The 19,540-nt window shown below is 35.9% G+C and carries 11 protein-coding genes; 1 reads left to right on the forward strand and 10 read right to left on the reverse strand.

The features are described from left to right. Window positions 1-49: 49 nt before the first annotated feature. From R2Q59_RS07130 to R2Q59_RS07140, 3 genes are read right to left on the reverse strand one after another with little or no spacing between them, the layout of a single operon-like run. Entirely contained in the window at window positions 50-2,464 is a 2,415-nt protein-coding gene (locus tag R2Q59_RS07130; RefSeq protein ID WP_316784747.1) for a sugar-binding domain-containing protein, read from the reverse strand. Then, window positions 2,464-3,615: a glycosylase gene (locus R2Q59_RS07135; RefSeq protein ID WP_316784749.1), complete on the reverse strand. Its 1,152-nt coding sequence runs from the start codon at window positions 3,613-3,615 to the stop codon at window positions 2,464-2,466. The genes R2Q59_RS07130 and R2Q59_RS07135 overlap by 1 nt, the downstream gene beginning before the upstream one ends. Continuing rightward, window positions 3,612-6,368, reverse strand: a complete 2,757-nt coding sequence (locus tag R2Q59_RS07140; protein ID WP_316784751.1) for a family 78 glycoside hydrolase catalytic domain — start codon at window positions 6,366-6,368, stop codon at window positions 3,612-3,614. The genes R2Q59_RS07135 and R2Q59_RS07140 overlap by 4 nt, the downstream gene beginning before the upstream one ends. 237 nt (window positions 6,369-6,605) lie before the next feature. On the opposite strand from R2Q59_RS07140, the gene R2Q59_RS07145 reads away from it, so the two are divergent. Then, window positions 6,606-7,388, forward strand: coding sequence for an IclR family transcriptional regulator (locus tag R2Q59_RS07145; protein WP_316767352.1), 783 nt, complete (start codon window positions 6,606-6,608; stop codon window positions 7,386-7,388). Window positions 7,389-7,527: 139 nt separating this feature from the next. Here the strand turns inward: R2Q59_RS07145 and R2Q59_RS07150 are convergent, their stop codons facing one another. The 7 genes from R2Q59_RS07150 to R2Q59_RS07180 form a co-directional block, all read right to left on the reverse strand. Further along, window positions 7,528-9,693, reverse strand: a complete 2,166-nt coding sequence (locus R2Q59_RS07150; RefSeq protein ID WP_316784753.1) for an alpha-rhamnosidase — start codon at window positions 9,691-9,693, stop codon at window positions 7,528-7,530. 193 nt (window positions 9,694-9,886) lie between these two features. After that, complete coding sequence (locus tag R2Q59_RS07155; protein WP_316784755.1) at window positions 9,887-11,476, reverse strand: sodium:solute symporter family transporter; 1,590 nt, start codon at window positions 11,474-11,476, stop codon at window positions 9,887-9,889. A 184-nt stretch (window positions 11,477-11,660) separates the two neighbouring features. Further along, window positions 11,661-12,749: a Gfo/Idh/MocA family oxidoreductase gene (locus tag R2Q59_RS07160; RefSeq protein ID WP_316784757.1), complete on the reverse strand. Its 1,089-nt coding sequence runs from the start codon at window positions 12,747-12,749 to the stop codon at window positions 11,661-11,663. Window positions 12,750-12,897: 148 nt separating this feature from the next. Beyond that, the gene (locus R2Q59_RS07165) at window positions 12,898-15,543 is read right to left on the reverse strand and encodes an L-rhamnose mutarotase (RefSeq protein WP_316784759.1); all 2,646 of its coding nucleotides are present in this window, start codon (window positions 15,541-15,543) and stop codon (window positions 12,898-12,900) included. 52 nt (window positions 15,544-15,595) lie between these two features. Continuing rightward, window positions 15,596-16,492, reverse strand: a complete 897-nt coding sequence (locus tag R2Q59_RS07170) for a sugar phosphate isomerase/epimerase family protein (RefSeq protein WP_316767363.1) — start codon at window positions 16,490-16,492, stop codon at window positions 15,596-15,598. 1 nt (window position 16,493) lies between these two features. Further along, on the reverse strand, window positions 16,494-18,353 hold the full coding sequence (locus R2Q59_RS07175; protein ID WP_316784761.1) for a DUF4974 domain-containing protein: 1,860 nt from the start codon (window positions 18,351-18,353) through the stop codon (window positions 16,494-16,496). After that, the gene (locus tag R2Q59_RS07180; RefSeq protein ID WP_316784763.1) at window positions 18,350-19,486 is read right to left on the reverse strand and encodes a sialidase family protein; all 1,137 of its coding nucleotides are present in this window, start codon (window positions 19,484-19,486) and stop codon (window positions 18,350-18,352) included. Before R2Q59_RS07180 ends, R2Q59_RS07175 begins: the two co-directional genes overlap by 4 nt. Between the last annotated feature and the right edge of the window lie 54 nt (window positions 19,487-19,540).

A 19,540-nucleotide genomic window follows, 5' to 3' on the forward strand; every position in this document is an offset into this window, starting at 1 on the left:
AGATTAAATATGTCTGCGTAATCTGTTAAATCTGCGGGAGTTATCTTTACTACTTCATTGTTGTTATAATAATCGATGAATTCGTTAATCCATTCGATGTTGCTGTTAATTTTATTGTTCCTGCTTTTTCTTTAGCCTTAATTATTGCCAAACAAAGTCCGTTAAATGCTTTTCTATAATTAGCTTTAAAAGGTTCTAAACTTGCTTGAAATCCATTATCCACTCCTGCAATAAATCCTTCTCCTTCTATTTTAAAATTTACAAGGTTATCAGCGTTTGGCACTAGATTGCCATCCTTATCTAAAATGCGAACGGTAATAAATGATAAATCTTTACCATCAGCTTTAATGTTTTTTCTATCGGCTATCAATTCAATTTTAGCTGGAGCACCTGCTGTTTTAATTTCTCTAACCAAAATTTCTTTTCCGCCTTTGCGAGAAACGGCTTTTAACGTTCCAACTTCATAATTCACCTTCCACATCACGTGTAAATCTTCACCTTGTTTGCTTTTTTTGCCAAGTGATTTTCCATTCAGATACAATTCAACTTCATCTGCATTGTTATAATAAGCCCAAACTTCAACAGATTTACCTACTGACCAATTCCAATGTGGTAAGATGTGTAAAACAGGTTTGTTAGTCCACTCGCTTTGATACAAATAATAAGAATCTTTCGGGAAACCCGCTAAATCTACAATACCAAAATAAGAACTTCTGGCTGGCCACGGATATGGCAAAGGTTCACCCAAATAATCAAAACCAGTCCATACAAAAATGCCCGAAACGTGCTCGTATTTTTTGGCCTCCTTTAAAGTTTCTTCATGGGTTGAGCCCCAATAAGCAGAAACATTATCATAGGCCGAAGCTGCCCAATCTTTATTACCTTCTGTAAATTTGGTTTTACCATCTCTCGGCCAACGGCGAATTGTGTCGGCTGTATCATAATAACCCCTAGTTTCTAATGCGGATGTGGTTTCTGCTGCCAAAAATTTAACATTAGGATAATTAATAGGGAAATCCTTGTACTTTTTATGGTTGTAATTAAGTCCGTAAATATCTAAAACACCCGCTTGATAGATGAAGTTTTTTTCTGCAATGGTTTCTGTTAACGCTGAAATTACAGGACGAGTTCTATCCAAGTTTTTAACAATGGAAACCAATTCCTTGGTTAAGGCAATTCCCGTACTGTCAAACTGCTCTCGAATTTCATTTCCAATACTCCATAAAATGATGGATGGGTGATTAATATCACGTTTAACCATATCATCCAAATCTCTTCTATGCCAAGTTGGAAAGTCTAAATGGTAGTCGTTCTTGTTTTTCTTTTTGACCCACATGTCAAAAGCTTCATCCATTACCAAAAAGCCCATTTTATCACATAAATCTAGAAATTCTGGAGCAGGTGGATTATGAGCGGTTCTTATTGCATTTACACCCATCTCTTTCATAATTTCTAATTGGCGCTCCATTGCCCTTGTATTTACAGCAGCACCTAAAGCACCTAAATCGTGGTGTAAGCAAACCCCTTGAATTTTCATTGATTTTCCATTTAATGAAAAACCTGTTTTAGCATCAAAGTTGAATGAACGAATTCCGAATAATGTGGTTTTGCTATCGATTACTTTTCCGTTTTGCAAAATCTCAGTAACCAATTTGTATTGTTGAGGATGAGCTACCGACCAAAGAATTGGATTTTTGATAGATAAATCTGTAGTCATATCTCTGTTGCCAGTATCCAGTTTTAAGAAATACGGATTACTCTTTTTTATCAACTTGCCATTATCATCATAAATAGAATTGATTAAAGCCGCAGTTTGATTTCGTTTAGTTTTATTGTAAATGATAGTACCAATATTTACTAAAACACGACTCCTATCATCAGAAAGTTGTGGATTTACTTTAACTCCCCAATGTGCAATGGCAACTTTTGAGGTTGAGGTTAACCATACATTCCTGTAAATTCCAGAACCTGAATACCAACGCGAATCTGGCTGAGCAGAATTATCTACTTTAACAACGATTGTATTTTTACCTGCTTTTAGATATTTGCTTAAATCGTATGAGAACGAGATATAACCATACGGACGCTTGCCAATAAATTGACCGTTTAACCAAACCTCTGAGTTTTTGTAAACACCATCAAATTCTATGGTTGTAATTCTATTTTGAAAATTTGCAGGGGCGATAAAATCTTTTCTATACCAACCAATTCCGGTTGGTAAACCACCACCCTCTGGTTTGGCAGGATTTTTCTCGTCAAATTTCCCTTCAATGCTCCAATCGTGAGGTAATGTTAGTTTTCGCCATTTGGTATCATTATAAGTTGTGTTTTTTGCATTCGGTTCATCACCTAAAAAGAACTTCCAATTTTTATTAAAGCTTGCTCTAACTCTTGATTGCGCAAAAGTTCCAATACTTAAAAAAAGCAGCAGAAATAAGATTTTATATTTTAAATTATTAATCATTACTGGTTTACAAAATTCACTTTACTTCTCCCTAAATCTTTTGAAGTTGCCACTGCAATTCCTCGTTGGTCTTTTTTGTTTACCGCACAATAGAAGTGGTAAACAATTCCCTTATGCTTTAATACAAATGATTTGTGTGCATACAATTCATCATATTTTTCTGAAGACTGAATTAGATTTTCACCATTCCAATCTGTCCAGTTTACTAAATCATTTGATGCTGCAAAACGGTTAAAAGCACCTTTTCTATCTTCCCAAAATGCACCGAAATAGAACATTACCCAAGTATTATTTATCTGCTGTATCACCCCATCTCCTGTTATCCCAACTGGGTGATGAACAACTGGATTTTTCCGAAACCTTTTCCAATTCACCATGTCATCAGAAACAGCCATTCCGATACGTTCGTACCATCTTGTTTTTTTATTGTTTACCAACGAATCGCCAACAGCATTGTAATACATTACAAATTGATGTCCCGTTAATTGCTGTTTATCTTGAATTATCGAACTTTTGAAAAGTTTATTCCTGTTTTCCCACCACCTTACATCAGCATCTGCTGAAGTTAAAACAGGTTTTTCTAATCTTGTCCATTCTTGTGCAGCCCAAGGATTGCTTTCTACATAAGCCATTCCAATTGATAAGGGTTCAGTTTCGTAACCTTTTTCCTTACCTCCGAAATAAGACATCCAATATTTGCCATCGAATTTAGAAAGCTTATAATTCCCTTCCCATTTTGTATTGGTTAACGCATTGTAACCTGCTTTTTGATTGTCATCCCAGTTGCCTGCATCACCAAATGACAATTGCTTACCTAGGTTTTCCCAGTTTAATAAATCCTTACTTTTTGCCAACCAAGTTTCATAACCCCTTCCACTATAAATTAAGTAAGTCATATACCAAAGTTTTCCCTTTCGGAAAATAGTTGGGCAATCCATTTTATGTTGCTCATCATTAGGAACTAACACTAAACCATATTTATAAGGTGTTTTTATTTCTTGATAAATCTTTTCCATATCTGCTTGAGAAACGGGACTAGATTTTTGAGCACTAACATTTAATGCATAAACAAACAGGAAAAGAAATAAAATTTGAAGCTTACATTTGGTTCGTGGAGACACAAACCAAGGCGTTAAACTTATCTTTCTCATTTGTTTTGAACTTTAAATTTATAAACGCCTGAACCTATGGCAATTTTTGCTTTGTTTCCATCGTAATTAAGAATTTTGAATTCTCCATTACCTTGGTTGATTATGCTTTGAGGTCCGTTTACTGGTAAATAAACAGTAGCTGATGTATTTGCCGGAATGTTCACTTCAAATTCAAAACTAGTTGCTGATTTTTTCCAATTGGTAGTAATTAGACCATAAGGAGAATTGTAGCTTGTGTTAGCAGACGTTAAATTTCCAACAATTTCTGGCTGAATTTTAATCTGGTTAAAAGCGATAGCTCCTTCTTCTTGCCTAATACCTCCAACGCCACTATAAAACCATTCCATTAAATGACCTAGCATGAAATGATTATTAGAAACAGTTGGTAAAGCTGCCCAACTTTCCGTTAAAGCCGTTGCGCCTTTGGCAATTTGCATTCCATAACCAGGCACATCAGAGCGACTATTCATATCAAATATCACATCAGACATTCCTTGATCTTCTAAAACCCTTAATAAATAACGATAACCAATATCTCCTGCGGTAAGGCTATTATTTTTGCTTCTAATGTCTTTTAAGATATTTTCGACAACAGCTTGTTTGTATTGTGGTTCAACCAATTCCATATAAACAGCCATTGCATTTGCTGCCTGACTACCAGTTGCATACTGTTTTGTTTCTGTATTAAAAAACTTTGCATTAAATGCTTTTCTAACTTCGGCTGCAAGTTTTTTGTATACAATTGCATCTTGCGGTCTGCCCAAAAGATTGGCTATTTTCTGTAAAACAGTTAAATCGTAATAATAGATTGCTGTTCCAGTAACGCCCATTGGTGTTAGTTGAGAAACACCAGGAGGATTTGGACCTAAATCGTACCAGTCGCCTAAACCTTGAGCTAAAATATGGTTGTTAGCCCTTGTCTTTAAATAGTTGATGTAACGCTTCATCATTGGATAATAATCAACCATCGCTTGTTTATCGCCATACCACTGATACAAATACCAAGGCATTAAAATACCGCTACTGCCCCATTCTGGAGAATCACGAAACATATCTCCACCCCATTCAAACTTTACATATTCTGGTGCAATTTCAGGGATTAAACCATCCGCAGTTTGCGAATTTTCCATATCCTTCAAAGCTTTTTTAAATAAAGGGGCCACATTATAATTGTAACGAACCGAACTTCCCATTAGGTGTAATTCTTCTAACCAGCCTAATTTTTCACGATGCGGACAATCGGTAAAAACACTGACCATATTACTTTTAATTGCCCAATCAATTAAGGTAAATGTTTTATTGAATAGTTCATTTGAGCTGGTAAAACCTCCAACTGTTGTTGCCGCATTGCGGATGTGAAGACCTTTTAAATCTTCGATAATAGCTTTATTTGATGAATTTTCTTTTCCTATAGGAACCCCACCTTTTACTTGTAGGTAGCGAAAACCTGTGTACATAAATTTTGGTCGCCAAGTTTCTAAACCATTACCTTTTAAAATATAAGTAAAGTATGATGGACCACCAAAATTTTTCTGCGTAACAGTTCCATCTGCTTTTAATAATTCGGCTGGCATAATACGAACAGTATCTCCCTTTTTACCTCGAACTTTCAGTTCAATAATTGCTGATGAATTTTGGCCTAAATCATAAACCCATTCACCATTATTTACAGGCTGAATTGTTTTCGCACTAAAATTTTCGAAAATTTTAACTGGTTCTTCTTTTTGTGCATTTAATTTTGGTCCATCAACAAGCAAAGCTGATTTCCATTTACTATCATCGAATCTTGGTAAATCCCAACCCTTTTGCTCTAAATTGGCATTATAATCTTCGCCACCATAAATGCTTGAAAATGTAATTGGAGATGGAGTAGTTTTCCAAGAAGAGTTTGAAATAATGTTTGAGCTTGTACCGTCTGTATATTCTATCGCCAAACGGCAAATCATTTTTGGATAGCCAAACGCTGATTTTAATTTACGATATCTTGAGCTTACAGGAGGAACATAATAAAAACCATTGCCTAACATTACGCCAACTACGTTTTCTCCTGATTTCAATTGTTTTGTTAAATCATAGGTTACATATAAGGCTTCCTTGTTATATTTTGTCCAACCTGGCGCTAAAAAATCGTCTCCAACTTTTTGCCCATTTAAGCTCATTTCAAAATGTCCTAAACCAGAAATAAAAACTGTTGCTTTTTTTATAGACTTAGTAACGCTAAAACTTTTGCGGAACATTGGCAGGATGTTATTTTCCTTGAAAGTATCTTTCTTTCCATCTACCGGAAGATTGGTTTGATTTGAATCTGCAATTTTATCATAAGCAATCCATTGTGCGCCTTTCCAATCGGCAACAGCTAATAAACCCATCTGCCAAAAAGCTGGTTCGCCCCAAGCAGATGAGCCTTTGTTATCCCAAACCTTAACTTTCCAATAATATTTTTTGGTTGACAAAAGCTTTAATCCGTTATATTTTATTTGAATAGACTGATTAGAAGCAAGTTTTTTAGAATCCCAAACATTGCCTTTGTTGTTCTTTAAGTCGACCAAATTATCTGCTACAATAATTTGATAGGCAGATTGAATAACATTGTATTGTGAAGATTGCAGTTTCCAGCTTAAGGATGGTTTAGCTACATCAACCCCTAACGGATTTGTCCTGTATTCGCAAGTTAAATCAATAACTTTTAATTGCTGCCCATAACTGGGAATTGCAATTACAAAAAATAAGAAAGCGGCTAAAATTCTGTTCATTTTTTAAATAAATTAGCATTGGTTGTTGCTAATATTTAATCGCTATGCGATACAAATAGTATCTGTTTATAATTTGGTTGCTAATGCTTTAATTACAATAAGCTTCAATTCAAATATAAATGTTTTTTTTAAATATGAAGCTTTTTATAGCTAAAAAAATTACCTACCTTGAAAAATAATAAATTACAAAGCATTTTGTATGTTTGAAAAACTAACCATTAAAATTTATTTGGTACAATGAACGAAAATGAATCAAAATATCAGGCTCCCGCTCTCGATAAAGGACTTGATATATTAGAATACCTTTCAGCCCAATCAATTCCTCTTTCTCAGTCGGAAATTGCCATCGGAATTGATAAAACTCCAAATGAAATTTACAGGATGTTGATGAGCTTAGAGAGCCGTGGCTACATTTTAAGGGATGAAGTTTCGGGCAAATACCGTTTATCTTTAAAGCTTTTTTATCTTTCACATCGCCACTCTCCTGTAGATGAATTGAGAAAAGCTGCACAGTTTCCTTTAGAAGAATTGGCCGATACAGTTAGACAATCTTGCCACTTGAGCATTTTATACATGAATCAAGTGATGGTAATTATCCACGCAAAAAGTCCGGGTCCAATTGCACTTTCTATTGAAGAAGGAAACCTATTTCCATTGCCTTTAACTGCCTCTGGTAAAGTTTTATTGGCATATATGAATGAAGCAGAGCGAAGCACAGTTTTAAAAGCTAATCCGATTTACAAGAAATATCCAAAACCTAAAAGGGATGAATTTTTGGCATCTTTAGCCAATATCAAAGAAACTGGAGCTTATTTTAAACCCAGTGATTTAGCAGAAGGTGTTTCAGATATTTCACTTCCTATAGGAAAACACAGTACAAATGGTATTATTGCTTGTTTAACCATCTCCATGCTAAGCACTTTAAATATTAACAAGAATATAAAGAACGATGAGATATTAGCTGAAGCTAATAAATGTGTTAAAAAAATTGAGCAAAGGATTGGGGTTTTAGGGTTGTAAAATCCTTTCTTCCTTTCACGTCATTTCGACCTTAGAAGAAATCTCCAAGCCTCTTGACCAGTAGCTCCAATTTAGCATAGCTCATTAGCTTGCAGATTTCTCCTCGTTCCTCGTTCGAAATGACGGTTTATTTTAAGTTCTACCCTTGATACTTCACCAAATACTCCACTCCTTTTTGTATCGTTACTTCGTACAAACCTTTTGAGATTTCTTTCACTTCTGTCCCGCTTACAATGGGTTTAATAGTGCTTTTAAATCTCAATTTCCCAACACCATCTGCTGCTTTAACTTTTATTTCTTTCTTACTAACAGAAACAGCAATTTCTCCATTGTTGGTTGGAACCTTGCCTTCCATCCATTCTAAACCACCCAAATTTGGTTCTACAATATAAGTTTGATAAGCTGCTGAAGTTGGTTTAACTCCCAAATAATATTTACCTAATAAATAAATCGGACTAGCGCCCCAAGCATGGCATAAACTTTTACCAAATGGTCTACCATACATTGCTAAATGTTCTGTGTCTTTCTTTGCAGGATTATATTCTTCCCAAAATGAGGTTGCACCTAGTTTTAACATTCCACCCCAATAATTTTTCATTTCTTTTAAAACATATGGTTGTTCACCCATTGCACAAAGGGCTTCAAGTTCATAAAAACGCATATAAGGAGTTGTAATTTTTGCAACTTTATCATTCAACAACACATTCTTTTTTACTTCTAATTTTTGTGCTGGTGTAAAATAATCGAAGAAGATGCCGAACATATTAGCATAACGAGTTACATTATCGGTCTGCTTTCCATTAATACGGCTATGAACCAAAGCTTGTTTAGTTGGGTTCCAGTACAAGGCAAATATTTTGGCCTTTAAAGCTGCTGCCTGTTTAGAATAGATAGCTGCACTTGCATTATCATTAGCCAATTTTGCACACAAAGCCATTGTTTCTAAACTTCTGCAATACAATAACTGCTCAAAACTAACTTCTCCTTCTTTACTTAATTTATCTGCCCAATCGATAAAAATCCAATCTCCAGGCATCCATTCTAATAAACCATTTTTGTTTTTACGACCATCAATGTAAGTCATTAAGGTTTTCATCCTTGGATAAATATCTTCTACAAATTTCTTATCTCCAGAATATTGATAATAATCATAAATACCTAAAAACCAATAAAATGAATAATCCATAATGGTATTAATGTGAGCTGTAACAGGGTCCTTTCCACGCTGTGCCCACAAGGTTCTTTTAACTGTTGATGCATCAAAAAACGAATAATAATTCATTAAATAACTTTGGTAAGCATCACCACTCCAAACCCATCTGTCACGTTTAATTCCATCTATAAAAAATTCTCTGGTGTTAAGCTGGAAAGTGTATTTAGATACGTCATAAATCTTATTCAATTCAGCATCAGAGCTTTTAAAACTTCCACGTTCTGCCACAGGCGAATATTCATAAAGCATGGAAACCGAATCAAGTGATACAGAACCTTCTGATTGAACATTTACATATCTAAATGCCTTAGAAAGTATCATTATTGAATCAGTCTTTTTCGATAAATCAAGTTCCAATAAATCTAATGTTTCGCATTTATCAACTGATAAAGCTTCTTCTTTCGATTCACCATAATAGATGTTTAATTTGCCTTTTCCTTTTAATCCATGAACTTTAATAAAACCGAAAGTTTCTTTGCCAAAATCTGAAACAAAGCCTTTGTTTACTTTATCAGTTTTAACTGCAAACATTGGAGTTGTTGGCAGCTTAAATTTTGAAGGTGGTGTTAATGGGTCAGTTAAATTCCAAGTTCCTGCATTAACGAAGGTTGTTCCAGATTTATCTGAAGTTTTTCCGCTCGCATCAATCCATTCTTTATCTTCAAAAGTGGTTAACCAAGTCTCATCAGAAACCACAGTTTTTCCTTGTACAAAAATGGCTGGTACTTGAGCTGTGCTATAAACTTTTAAGCTTAATTTATGCTTACCTGCAGGGATGGTAATCGTTTTTGGAAAACCAGTTATCGCCTGTCCATCAATTTTAACATTATAAGTTCCCTCTACATAAAGTTTAACTTCTTCGGCCGTTGCCAAATTAAATTCCTTATGAAAATCTACTAAAACGAAGTGACTATCCATTTTCCAGAACACTGGGAAGAATGAACCTCTTTCTGTTCTTCGGTTTTGCATTACATTGCTCATGTAAATATCAAAATCTCCTGGATACCATATCCAACTCGCTTTTTGAGCGAAAATTGGAAGGGTTAAAAAACTTAAAATTACAAGAAGGGTTAATTTTTTAAAATTTTTCATATTGTTACTTTTTAGTATTGACTAGGTTTAAATTTTGTTGCCTAGGAAGGAAATCCTCAACATAGGGCTTCTTCAGCCGTGACAATCTGTCTATGTATTGGTTTTATTCCACCCTTGCCTCTCCTCTCATTCCATTGCTCTAGCAGATTGCTTCGGGCGATGAAAAATCGACCCTCGCAATGACGCTACTTATTTAATGTCCGTTAAAGAAAATGTAAAGTAATATCATAATGATGGTTAATGCGCCAAAAGAAATCCAAACTCTACGAGTTGGTTTTTCAATATTGGCTTGGTGTTCTTCATTTATGGTATATACCGATGGTGATTTATCCGCTAGTGAAATAATTATAGATAGGAATGCTAGTAGTGCGAAAATCAGGAAAGATAAAACCATATAATGTGGCCAAAAATCATACTTAGATGAAGGTAAAACCCATAAATAACAAACACCAATTCCTAAGCTGATGATAGAACCAATTGAAAGTGTAAAATTGACTGCTTTTTTTGTTGTTCTTTTCCAAAATACAGTTGATAAAAACACTACTGATAGTGGTGGAGCGATAAAACCAAGCACTGCTTGAAATACATCAAATAACTTAAGTCCTTTGATATTATCTATGGCTAAGGCTACAAAAATGGCAAAAAGGCAACCTGCAATAACCGTTAATCTGCCCACTTTAATAATTTCTTTTGTAGTTGCTTTTGGATTGATTTTTTTCACATAAACATCCATTGTAAAAACCGTACTTAAAGAATTTAGGCAAGAGCCGATTGTACCTACCAAAACGGCAATAAGCACTACGATAACCAATCCGTTCATTCCAGGAGGAAATAAATTGGTTACCATCGTCATGTAAGCCATATCTGGGTTGGCTAAACCTGGATACAAAACATAACACAATATGCCTGTTATTATAAAAAGTGGTAATGATAATATTTTAAGCCATCCAATAAAACTAACGCCTAATTGTCCCTGTTCTAGGTTTTTTGCACCCAAAACAGATTGAACCATCGATTGGTCGGTACAGAAAAAGGCTACAGCAGAGACTGGATAACCCAACAAAATTGCATACCATGGATATTGTGGGTCGCTAGCAGGTTGTGCTAAATTCCAAAAATGTTTAGGAGTTTTTTCATATAGCGCTGCTATTCCTCCTACTTTTTCTAAACCTAAATAAGTCAACGCTAATGAGACGCAAATCAACAATATCATTTGGAAAACGTTTACTTTGGCAATAGCCTTTAATCCGCCAAAAAACGCAAACAAGCCTGCAAAAGCTACTAAAACAGTAACTGATTGCCACATCGGAATGCCTAAAATTTGTCTAACTAAAACCCCGCCTGCAAATAAACCTAATGACAACCAAGAAATTAAAATTTTTACTAATGCGTACCAAGCCAAGATGTTTTGGGTAGAATCTCCATATCTGTTTCCCATAAACTCGGGCATTGTACTCACTTTTGCAGCTAAATATTTTGGTGCAAATACAATGGCTAAGAGGAATAGGAAAATAAACGCATACCATTCGAAGTTTACGGCAACAATACCTGTAGCATAGCCGATACTTGCAAATGCAACTAACATAGACGGACCGACATTTGTGCCCCACATGTTAAAACCAATGCTACTCCAATTCAAGGACTTATTGGCTAGGAATAGGCTTTCATCAGCTTTTTTGCCTTTTGAAAAGCTGGCTCGGTACCCGATAACCACTAAAATAACGAGATATGCAATTACAATGATGTAATCTAATGTCGTTAAACGTTCTACAATGTTGCCCATATTTGGTTTGTTAATTTTGATTTCCTTGGTTGGTGTCCCCACCAACCAATCATATTATTCTTTTCTTCATTGCGAGGAGAAACGCCTAAGCAATCTGCTAGTGGGTAGGGAAAAGTTACCCATCACACAAAGCAGATTGTTTCGTCCCGATGAAAAATCGGGACTCGCAATGACGACACCTCTTTTACAATCCTATCTCCTCTTTCGAAATATTATATTCTTTTAAAATATCATCAATCTTTACTGGCAAACCAGTTTCTAGCGACCTATCCATCGCTTGTAGTAAAGCAACTGTACCAATTCCTTCTTTTAAATCTGGATAGGCAACTGTGTTATTGTTGATGCTATCTGCAAAGTATTCTAAGTAATTTTGGTACTCACCAGCGTGATGACTTTGCCCTTCGAAACGAAAATAATGTTTTAAAGTCGCATCACCCCAAACCACAATTTTTTCTTCCCCAGTTTTATCGGTTACTGCATAACGCAATTCATGGTAATCTGCCTGACTAGCACCCTCTGTGCATCTTAAAATGGTACTCATTCCGCTATCGCGATAAGCAGGTTGTGTTGGGCCAGTATAAGCTCCACTTACACGGGCAATTCTTCCATCTTTTGCCTTAAAAATGAAATGCATGGTATCTTGATTTTTCAATCCAGCCTTGCTGCCATTACTGCTCAGCATTCCATAACCCATTACTTCTTCGATATTTGGCAAGTACCAACGTATAAAATCCACAGGATGACTTAAACCACCATACAACCATTTAAAAGATTGTTTTAGCGACCAGCCTTTTTCTAAAAACCATCTGTGGTCTGCGTGATATTGCGCTTCAATAGTTATTAATTCACCTATTAATCCCTCTTCAAAATCTTTTCTCTGGCGTTTTGCAGGTTCAAAAAAACGTGAACTTTGTCCAACAAAAATTTTCTTTCCAGATTGCTTACTGATTTCTAATAATTCTTTTGCTTTAGCTAAATCATCAATAAAAGGTTTAGTGCAAATAACGTGTTTACCGTGAAGCAAAGCTTGTTTAATATGTTCGGCGTGTAAATGGTCTGGGGTATAAATAGCAATTACATCAATTTCTTTATTATCCAGCATTTGCTGATAATTGGTAGTGTAATGATGAAAATCGAATTCTTTTGCTCTTGCTTTACAGGCTTCTTCACTTAAATCGGACATGGTGACAAGCTCATAAGATTTACTAGCTAATGCTGCAGAAATCGTACTTCTTCCTTCTCCTAAACCTAAAATTCCTAGTTTTAATTTCATTTTAATTACGTTTTTCGTCATTGCGAGGGTCGATTTTTCATCGCCCGAAGCAATCTCCTTTGTTTAATGGACTTTACAAACCCTAAACAGTTATTTAATAATTTTCCCTCGCTCTAGCAGATAGCTTCGTGCCTCGCAATGACGCTCTTTAATTTATCTTTTTAAAGAAAACCCACACTTCATCCTTTTTTGTTCCTTCAATTCCTTCTTGGTATTTTTTCATTAAAGCATTCCATTCATCAACTCTTGGATTATTTAACGTTGTTTTCGGGTTTAACTCATCTAAATTTGCTCCTTTTGGAATACTGATGACCAACATTAATTGGCGACCGTTTCTGTAAATAACCAATTGCTGAAAATCAGCATTGCAAAAGCCTTTTGACAACTCTGGCCATTTATCAAATTGCGTAGCATGCTCATCCAAATATTCCTTTTGCATCTTTTCATCTTTCACTAAGTTGGCTGATAAAATGATGTGGTCCCATTCCTTTGCAGGTTCCAACAAACAATTCCTTTGCCTTGTAAAATCGTAAAACATATTGTCGTAGAGTTTTACTTCGGCATTGCTGAATTGCTTTTGAAACTTGTTTTGTAATGCTGCAGGTGTTTGTGTGGCGAAATAAATTACCACACGATTTTCCCATTGGTAAATTGAGGAAGCAGGAATCTGATTTGCCTTTAAAAATGAGTTTAATACTGCTTCTGTTGGTTTTGTTCCAGATTTAAAAACCAATTCTAATATCACTTGCTGATTTGCTAAATTGATTGGCTGAGCTGATTTATTTACAAATTTACCCTTCAATAAATATTGGTATTTCTTTTGTAAACCAGCATTTAACTTGATGCTATCTGCTACCAAATTGCCATTATTTTGCCAAATGTTTCCAGGTCCATTTGCATTTTGAAGATACTTTTGTGCTGGTGTCCAATTGTCTCTTATGGTGTAATAAGCTGTGCCTTCATCTGTATAAATGTAAAACCAATGACTTGGAATATGGGCATAAGGTGCTTTGTAAATGCTATCGATGTAATTCTTTGTGATAAACGATTCAGGTTGGGCTGACAAAGTATAAATCCCAGCAACATCATACATTCTTTTACCGTAATGATGGATTTTATTGCCACTGATTACATTATTTCTCATTGCATTAACAGTTGGTGTCCAACCCCAACCTACGCTAATTGCAGAATAGGAAACTTCATTAATCTCGTTATTCAATATCTTGATTCCTTTCACATAACCAGCTCCTAATCCAACTGTGCCCCAATCTTCATTGGTTACATTGCTAATCAGGTTGTTTTCAATTCTATCATTTGTAGAAATCTCTCTTTGGTCTTTCGGATTATAAGGCAAATGTGCCTCCATCGCTTCATCAGAAAAAGTTCCGATTAATATTCCAGAGCCACCGATATCTTTAAAGAGATTCCCTCTGATTAAATTATTTAGTGTACCTTTTTTATAATCCAATCCTGTTGATGCCAAATGCTCAAATTTGCAAGAATCAAAACTCGTGCTTGTTGCATAACTCACTTCAACAGCCGCAGGTGGTCGGCCAACCCAAGCCTGATTTTCTAATTCTTTCTTATCAGGAGTTCCTGCAATTTGAAGCTTGTAGGCATCCAACATAAACATTCCTGTTTGTAATGGAACGTGTCCTTGTTTAGCTGGCCTTAACCAAGTAGAATGCTCAAACGAAATACCTTTAAACGAAACATTTGCTACAGGATGGTCTATCGTTCCTTCAATTTTAAGCAATGTTTCTAAATGTGGTACAACAACATCTACATTTTGCATCTGCTCATTTTTTGCAGCCCAATAGTATATTTTATGATTTCGCAAGTCTTCAAACCATTCGCCTTGCTCATCTAAAAACTGAATAGAATTAGTTAGATAAAAAGCAGAGTTGCCGTCTTTTGAAATCCAAGGTGCAGGCCAAGGATGCTCAGATTGAATTCTACTTTCTGGTTGCATAAAAGTTAATTCTACAGCGTTTCCAATCACCTTTGCCAACTTAATCCTCAGATTTGCAATTGCCCACCATTGATGAATAACCATTTCCATTCCTTCAATGTTTTTTGGATTGAAGTTCTTAGGAATTGGTATTCTGCAAGTCTGATTTTTGAAATCCCAAGATAAAATCCGGTTCATTATTTCGCCATTTCTATCTCTAGCCCTAGTAGCTTTATTTCCGTTCACCCAAAGTTGTCTAAACTCTAAAGTTCTGCCAGCTGGCGATGGTGCTTCGGCAACCCAAACGTTCCCAATCGCTTCTTTTGGCAAACCAACAATGGGAGTTGACACCTTTCTCCAACCTTTAATTGAAAGCCCGCCACTAAAAATCACTTTAGCATTTTGAGCAGAAATAATTTGCGTCGGACTATCTTTTGTGCCTGAATCTTCAGGTTTTAGAATAATGGTTTCATCAAGTTTGTAAACTCCATTTTCAATTATAATTCGAATTCCTCCTTTTACAGCAACATCATTTAAACGGCGTAGTTCTCTTGCTTTACGCAAAGCGGAATGTAGTGTTGCGAAAGGTTTTTCTTTGCTTCCAACATTATTATCTGAACCTTTTAAGGAAACATAAATATCAGCTGCGCTGGATGTTAAGCAATACATTATAAGAAATAGCGTAGAGATAAAATTTTTGGTTCGTGGAGATACGAACCAAGGATGCCCGCCGTGGTTCGTGTCTCCACGAACTACTAGATGTTGAATCCTTGTTTTTAAACTGTTTCTAATTTCTTTCATATTATTCTTAGCTCCCCCAACTTGCCAACCTTCCCAGTCCATCGCACTAGCAGATTGCTTCGTCGTACCTCCTCGCAATGACGCACTGACGATGTTAACTAGGCTGAAATATCTTTTTTAAATAAGCTGTATTTGCACTGAAGTTGTACTTTACATTTGTAGGTTGCTTTGCATCACGAGAACGTTCAACAACTAACCAGCCGCACCAACCCATATCATCTAAAGTTTCTTTCACTTTAACCAAATCTATCTTAGGGTCGTTTTCTAACCACACACCATCTTCATTTGTAGCGTGTATTTGAATGATATTTTTCCTGCCTAAAATCCTTAGTTCTTGATGTAAATCTCTTCCATTCTTTATTGCATTAGAAAAATTGAAATAACTTTTGATAGCTTTTGAATCAATTTCATTCAGCAATGCTAACTCACCTTTTGCATCTAATGAAGTTTCAATACCAATCACAACACCGGCTTTTTTAGCCATTTTGCCAACAATTTTCAATCGTTCTACTATTGGTTGTCGTAACTCTGGATTTTTAACCAAATCGCCCTGCACGCCTAAAGGCAAAAAGCCAACTTTTACATTCATTGCCTTCATCGTATCCAAGCAATCCTGTATCATTTTCACATAAGTCGGTCGTTTTGCGAATGATTGCGCATAAAAACCAGTCATTGCCAAAGCGCAGATTTCTAAATTCAATTCTTTGGCTTTGTCTAAATATTCTTGCCTAATTTTAGGGTCGGCCAATTTGTTATCGAAGGTTTCTCTATCACCCAAACCGCCCATATCAATTTCTAAACCATCTGCACCAATTTCTTTTGTCAGTTGCAGTGCGCTCAACTTTTGCCGTTTTAAAATCATTAAATCAATTACAGCAATCTTATATTTTGATTTTTTTGCTGCCGCAAATAGAAATCCACTAGGCAACACCAGGCTTCCTGTTAGCAAAGCCAATGAATTGATGAATGTTCTTCTATCCTGCACTTGCATCTTAATCTTTAAAATTTGGGAATAATTTCTTTAGGTTTTCGAAACCTATTATTGCATTTTTAGGCAAGTTCTGACCTTTATCTCCAAATACATACAATGCAGTTTCTGGTTCGATGGTTACTTTACTTTCATCATATTTACCAGTTTTATCTTTTACTGCAACTGCATTTAGCTTGAAGTTTTTGATTAAAAAATCGTATAATGCAATACGTTTATTTATTCCGAAATCGTGTTTTTCAATTGGCAGATGAACATTTTCAACTTTGTTGCTAACTCCATAATAACCGTACATTTTTTGTAGGTAAGGAAAATCGTGTTGAGGAGTTTCTGCTGTCCAATCGCCACCATCTGACACAATTAGTTGTGGTCTTGGAGCTGCCATAGCTGCTAATTCCACATTATCTGTTCCGCCAGCACAAAAATGAATTGGCATTCCGCTTTCGCAAGGGCAACCGCCATAAAAGTAAGATGACATAGCCACAACTGGTGCGCTTAACTTAATTCTTGTATCCATCGCCGTCATTAATATAGAATGACTTCCTGCCCCTGAACCGCCACTAATGCCAATTCTGGCTGTATCAGTTTCTTTTAACGAAGTGAAATAATCTAAAATCCTTATTCCTCCTAAAGTTTGTACAGTTTGTGCTAAAGCTTTTCTGTGGTCTTCATATTTAAATTGTAGCATAGATTCGCCCCAAGCAAACAAATCGTAACTAAATGCCATTGCTCCCATCTTGGCAATCATGGCACAACGAGTCTGGCAATCTGCACGAAAACGTTGTTTTTCCCAATGCCCATCTGGACTTAAAACCACTGGAATTTTACCTTTATAGTTTAGCGGTTTATACAATGAACCATTGATATACAAACCAGGCATAATTTCGATAGCGATATTCTCGACCGTGTAACCATCAAAAACTCTTTTAGGTGTAATAATTGGTTTTGAATTTGGTTTGGCTGGCAATGGCGATAATAATAATGCTTCATATAATTGAGGCTTAATTAATGCTTTACGTTTTTCCCAGCTTGCTACATCATTGTATTTCGTTGCCAAAGTATCTAAATAAGCCCAGCCATCCTTTACATCCCATCGGTTATATTCATATTCCTTAAGCTTATAAACCTTATCTTTTTCTTTGTTAACCTTCATATCTAAAGGTTTTAACACATTATCTAAAGTTTGGTCTACATCAGTTCTAAAGCGCCAATCGGCATAATTAACCCATTTGTCTTTTACTTGTGGGTCGCTGTATTTAATCTTAACACCAAATTTTGTCTCAATATCTTTGAGCACTTGTAAAAGTGGCTTTCTATACTGATTGTCTGTATTTCCACTTTGTGCGGAGAGTTGGTTTATAGATAATAAATTAAGTATTATAAACAGTGCAAAATACAATGCCCTACTCGTCATTGCGAGTTTTCGATTTTTCATCGAAACGAAACAATCTGCCAAGAGTGATGGGAAATTACAAATACCCAACACACTAGCAGATTGCTTCGCCTTTGAAGAAAAGGCTCGCAATGACGCACTTAGGGCAAAATACAATGCCTTGCTCGTCATTGCGAGTTTTCGATTTTTCATCGAAACGAAACAATCTGCCAAGAGCGATGGGAAATTACAAATACCCAACACACTAGCAGATTGCTTCGCCTTTGAAGAAAAGGCTCGCAATGACGCACTTAGGGCAAAATACAATGCCCTACTCGTCATTGCGAGTTTTCGATTTTTCATCGAAACGAAACAATCTGCCAAGAGCGATGGGAAATTACAAATACCCAACACACTAGCAGATTGCTTCGCCTTTGAAGAAAAGGCTCGCAATGACGGACTTAGTTTAATATAATTTACTATTTTTCTCACGGTTCTTCGTTTTTTGTTTCAGTTAAAACTGGTGCTTTATAACCTTTCATATTAGGCCAAACTCCATTTTCAATCTTCTTCAATTTTAACTTTGAAGGGTCGACAACTACGTGTTTTATTTTCTCTCTTCTCCAAGTATAAATGAAGTGAAGCATTCCATCTGAAGTTTGAATTACAGCCGGATAAGAATATTGGCTGATTGGAGAATCTTCCAAAATCAATGCTGCATACCATTGTTTGCCATCTTTAGAAATGGAAACATTTAATGGTGTTCTTGGTCCTTTTGCTAATTCTCCGGGAGGCAAAACGTGGTTATAAACCAAAACTTGTCTCCCATCCTTCATCGTTACAGCATCAGTTCCTGAGTTGTTATTTGGTAAGTTAGTTTTTGCCAATGGCGACCAAGTTTCTCCATTGTCAGTTGACCAAGATTCAACTAAACTTCTATTCCTTGACCTTGCTAAAATTTGAAGTTTTCCATCTTTATGTTGTAAAATACTAGGCTGAATGGCATCCATACCATTGCTATCAATGGGACCAATGGTACGCCAAGTTTTACCGTTGTCTTTTGTTACTTCGAAATGAATTCTCCAACCTTTACCTTCCTTGCTTGATGGAGCAAAAAGATTTCCATTACTTAATAAAACAGGTTTATTCTTTACTGGGCCAATGTTATCATTAGGTAATTTAGTTGCTTCAGACCAAGTTATACCCCCATCTTTTGAAGTTCTCATCATTCCCCACCATTCAGATGGTTTTGGTCCGATTTTGTAAAACAAGATTAAATCGCCACCGGGAACTTGATATAAAACAGGGTTCCAAGTTGGTAATCTTTTGCCATCTGGCTGAATACCATTTGCCGCAGAAACTGGAGCCAACCACTTGCCATCAACAAAACGACTAATATAAATTTCCACATCTGGGTCGCGTTCTTTTGTTCCGCCGAAGTAAGATGCGACTAATCCGGTTGGTGTTTCTACAATTGTTGCAGAGTGACAAGATGGAAAAGGAGCTTTGTCATATAAATACTCTTGTTTTACAATTCCTTTTTGCCATTTTTCTAATTGTGCATTTGCTCCTATCGCTACCGCGAAAACGAGGGTTAGTGTGATGTATATTTTTCTTTTTAGCATAATCTTATGAGTTTTCGTCATTGCGAGGTTTGATTTTTCATCAACCGAAGCAAT

The organism is Pedobacter frigiditerrae (assembly GCF_032678705.1).
Lineage (GTDB): Bacteria > Bacteroidota > Bacteroidia > Sphingobacteriales > Sphingobacteriaceae > Pedobacter > Pedobacter frigiditerrae_A.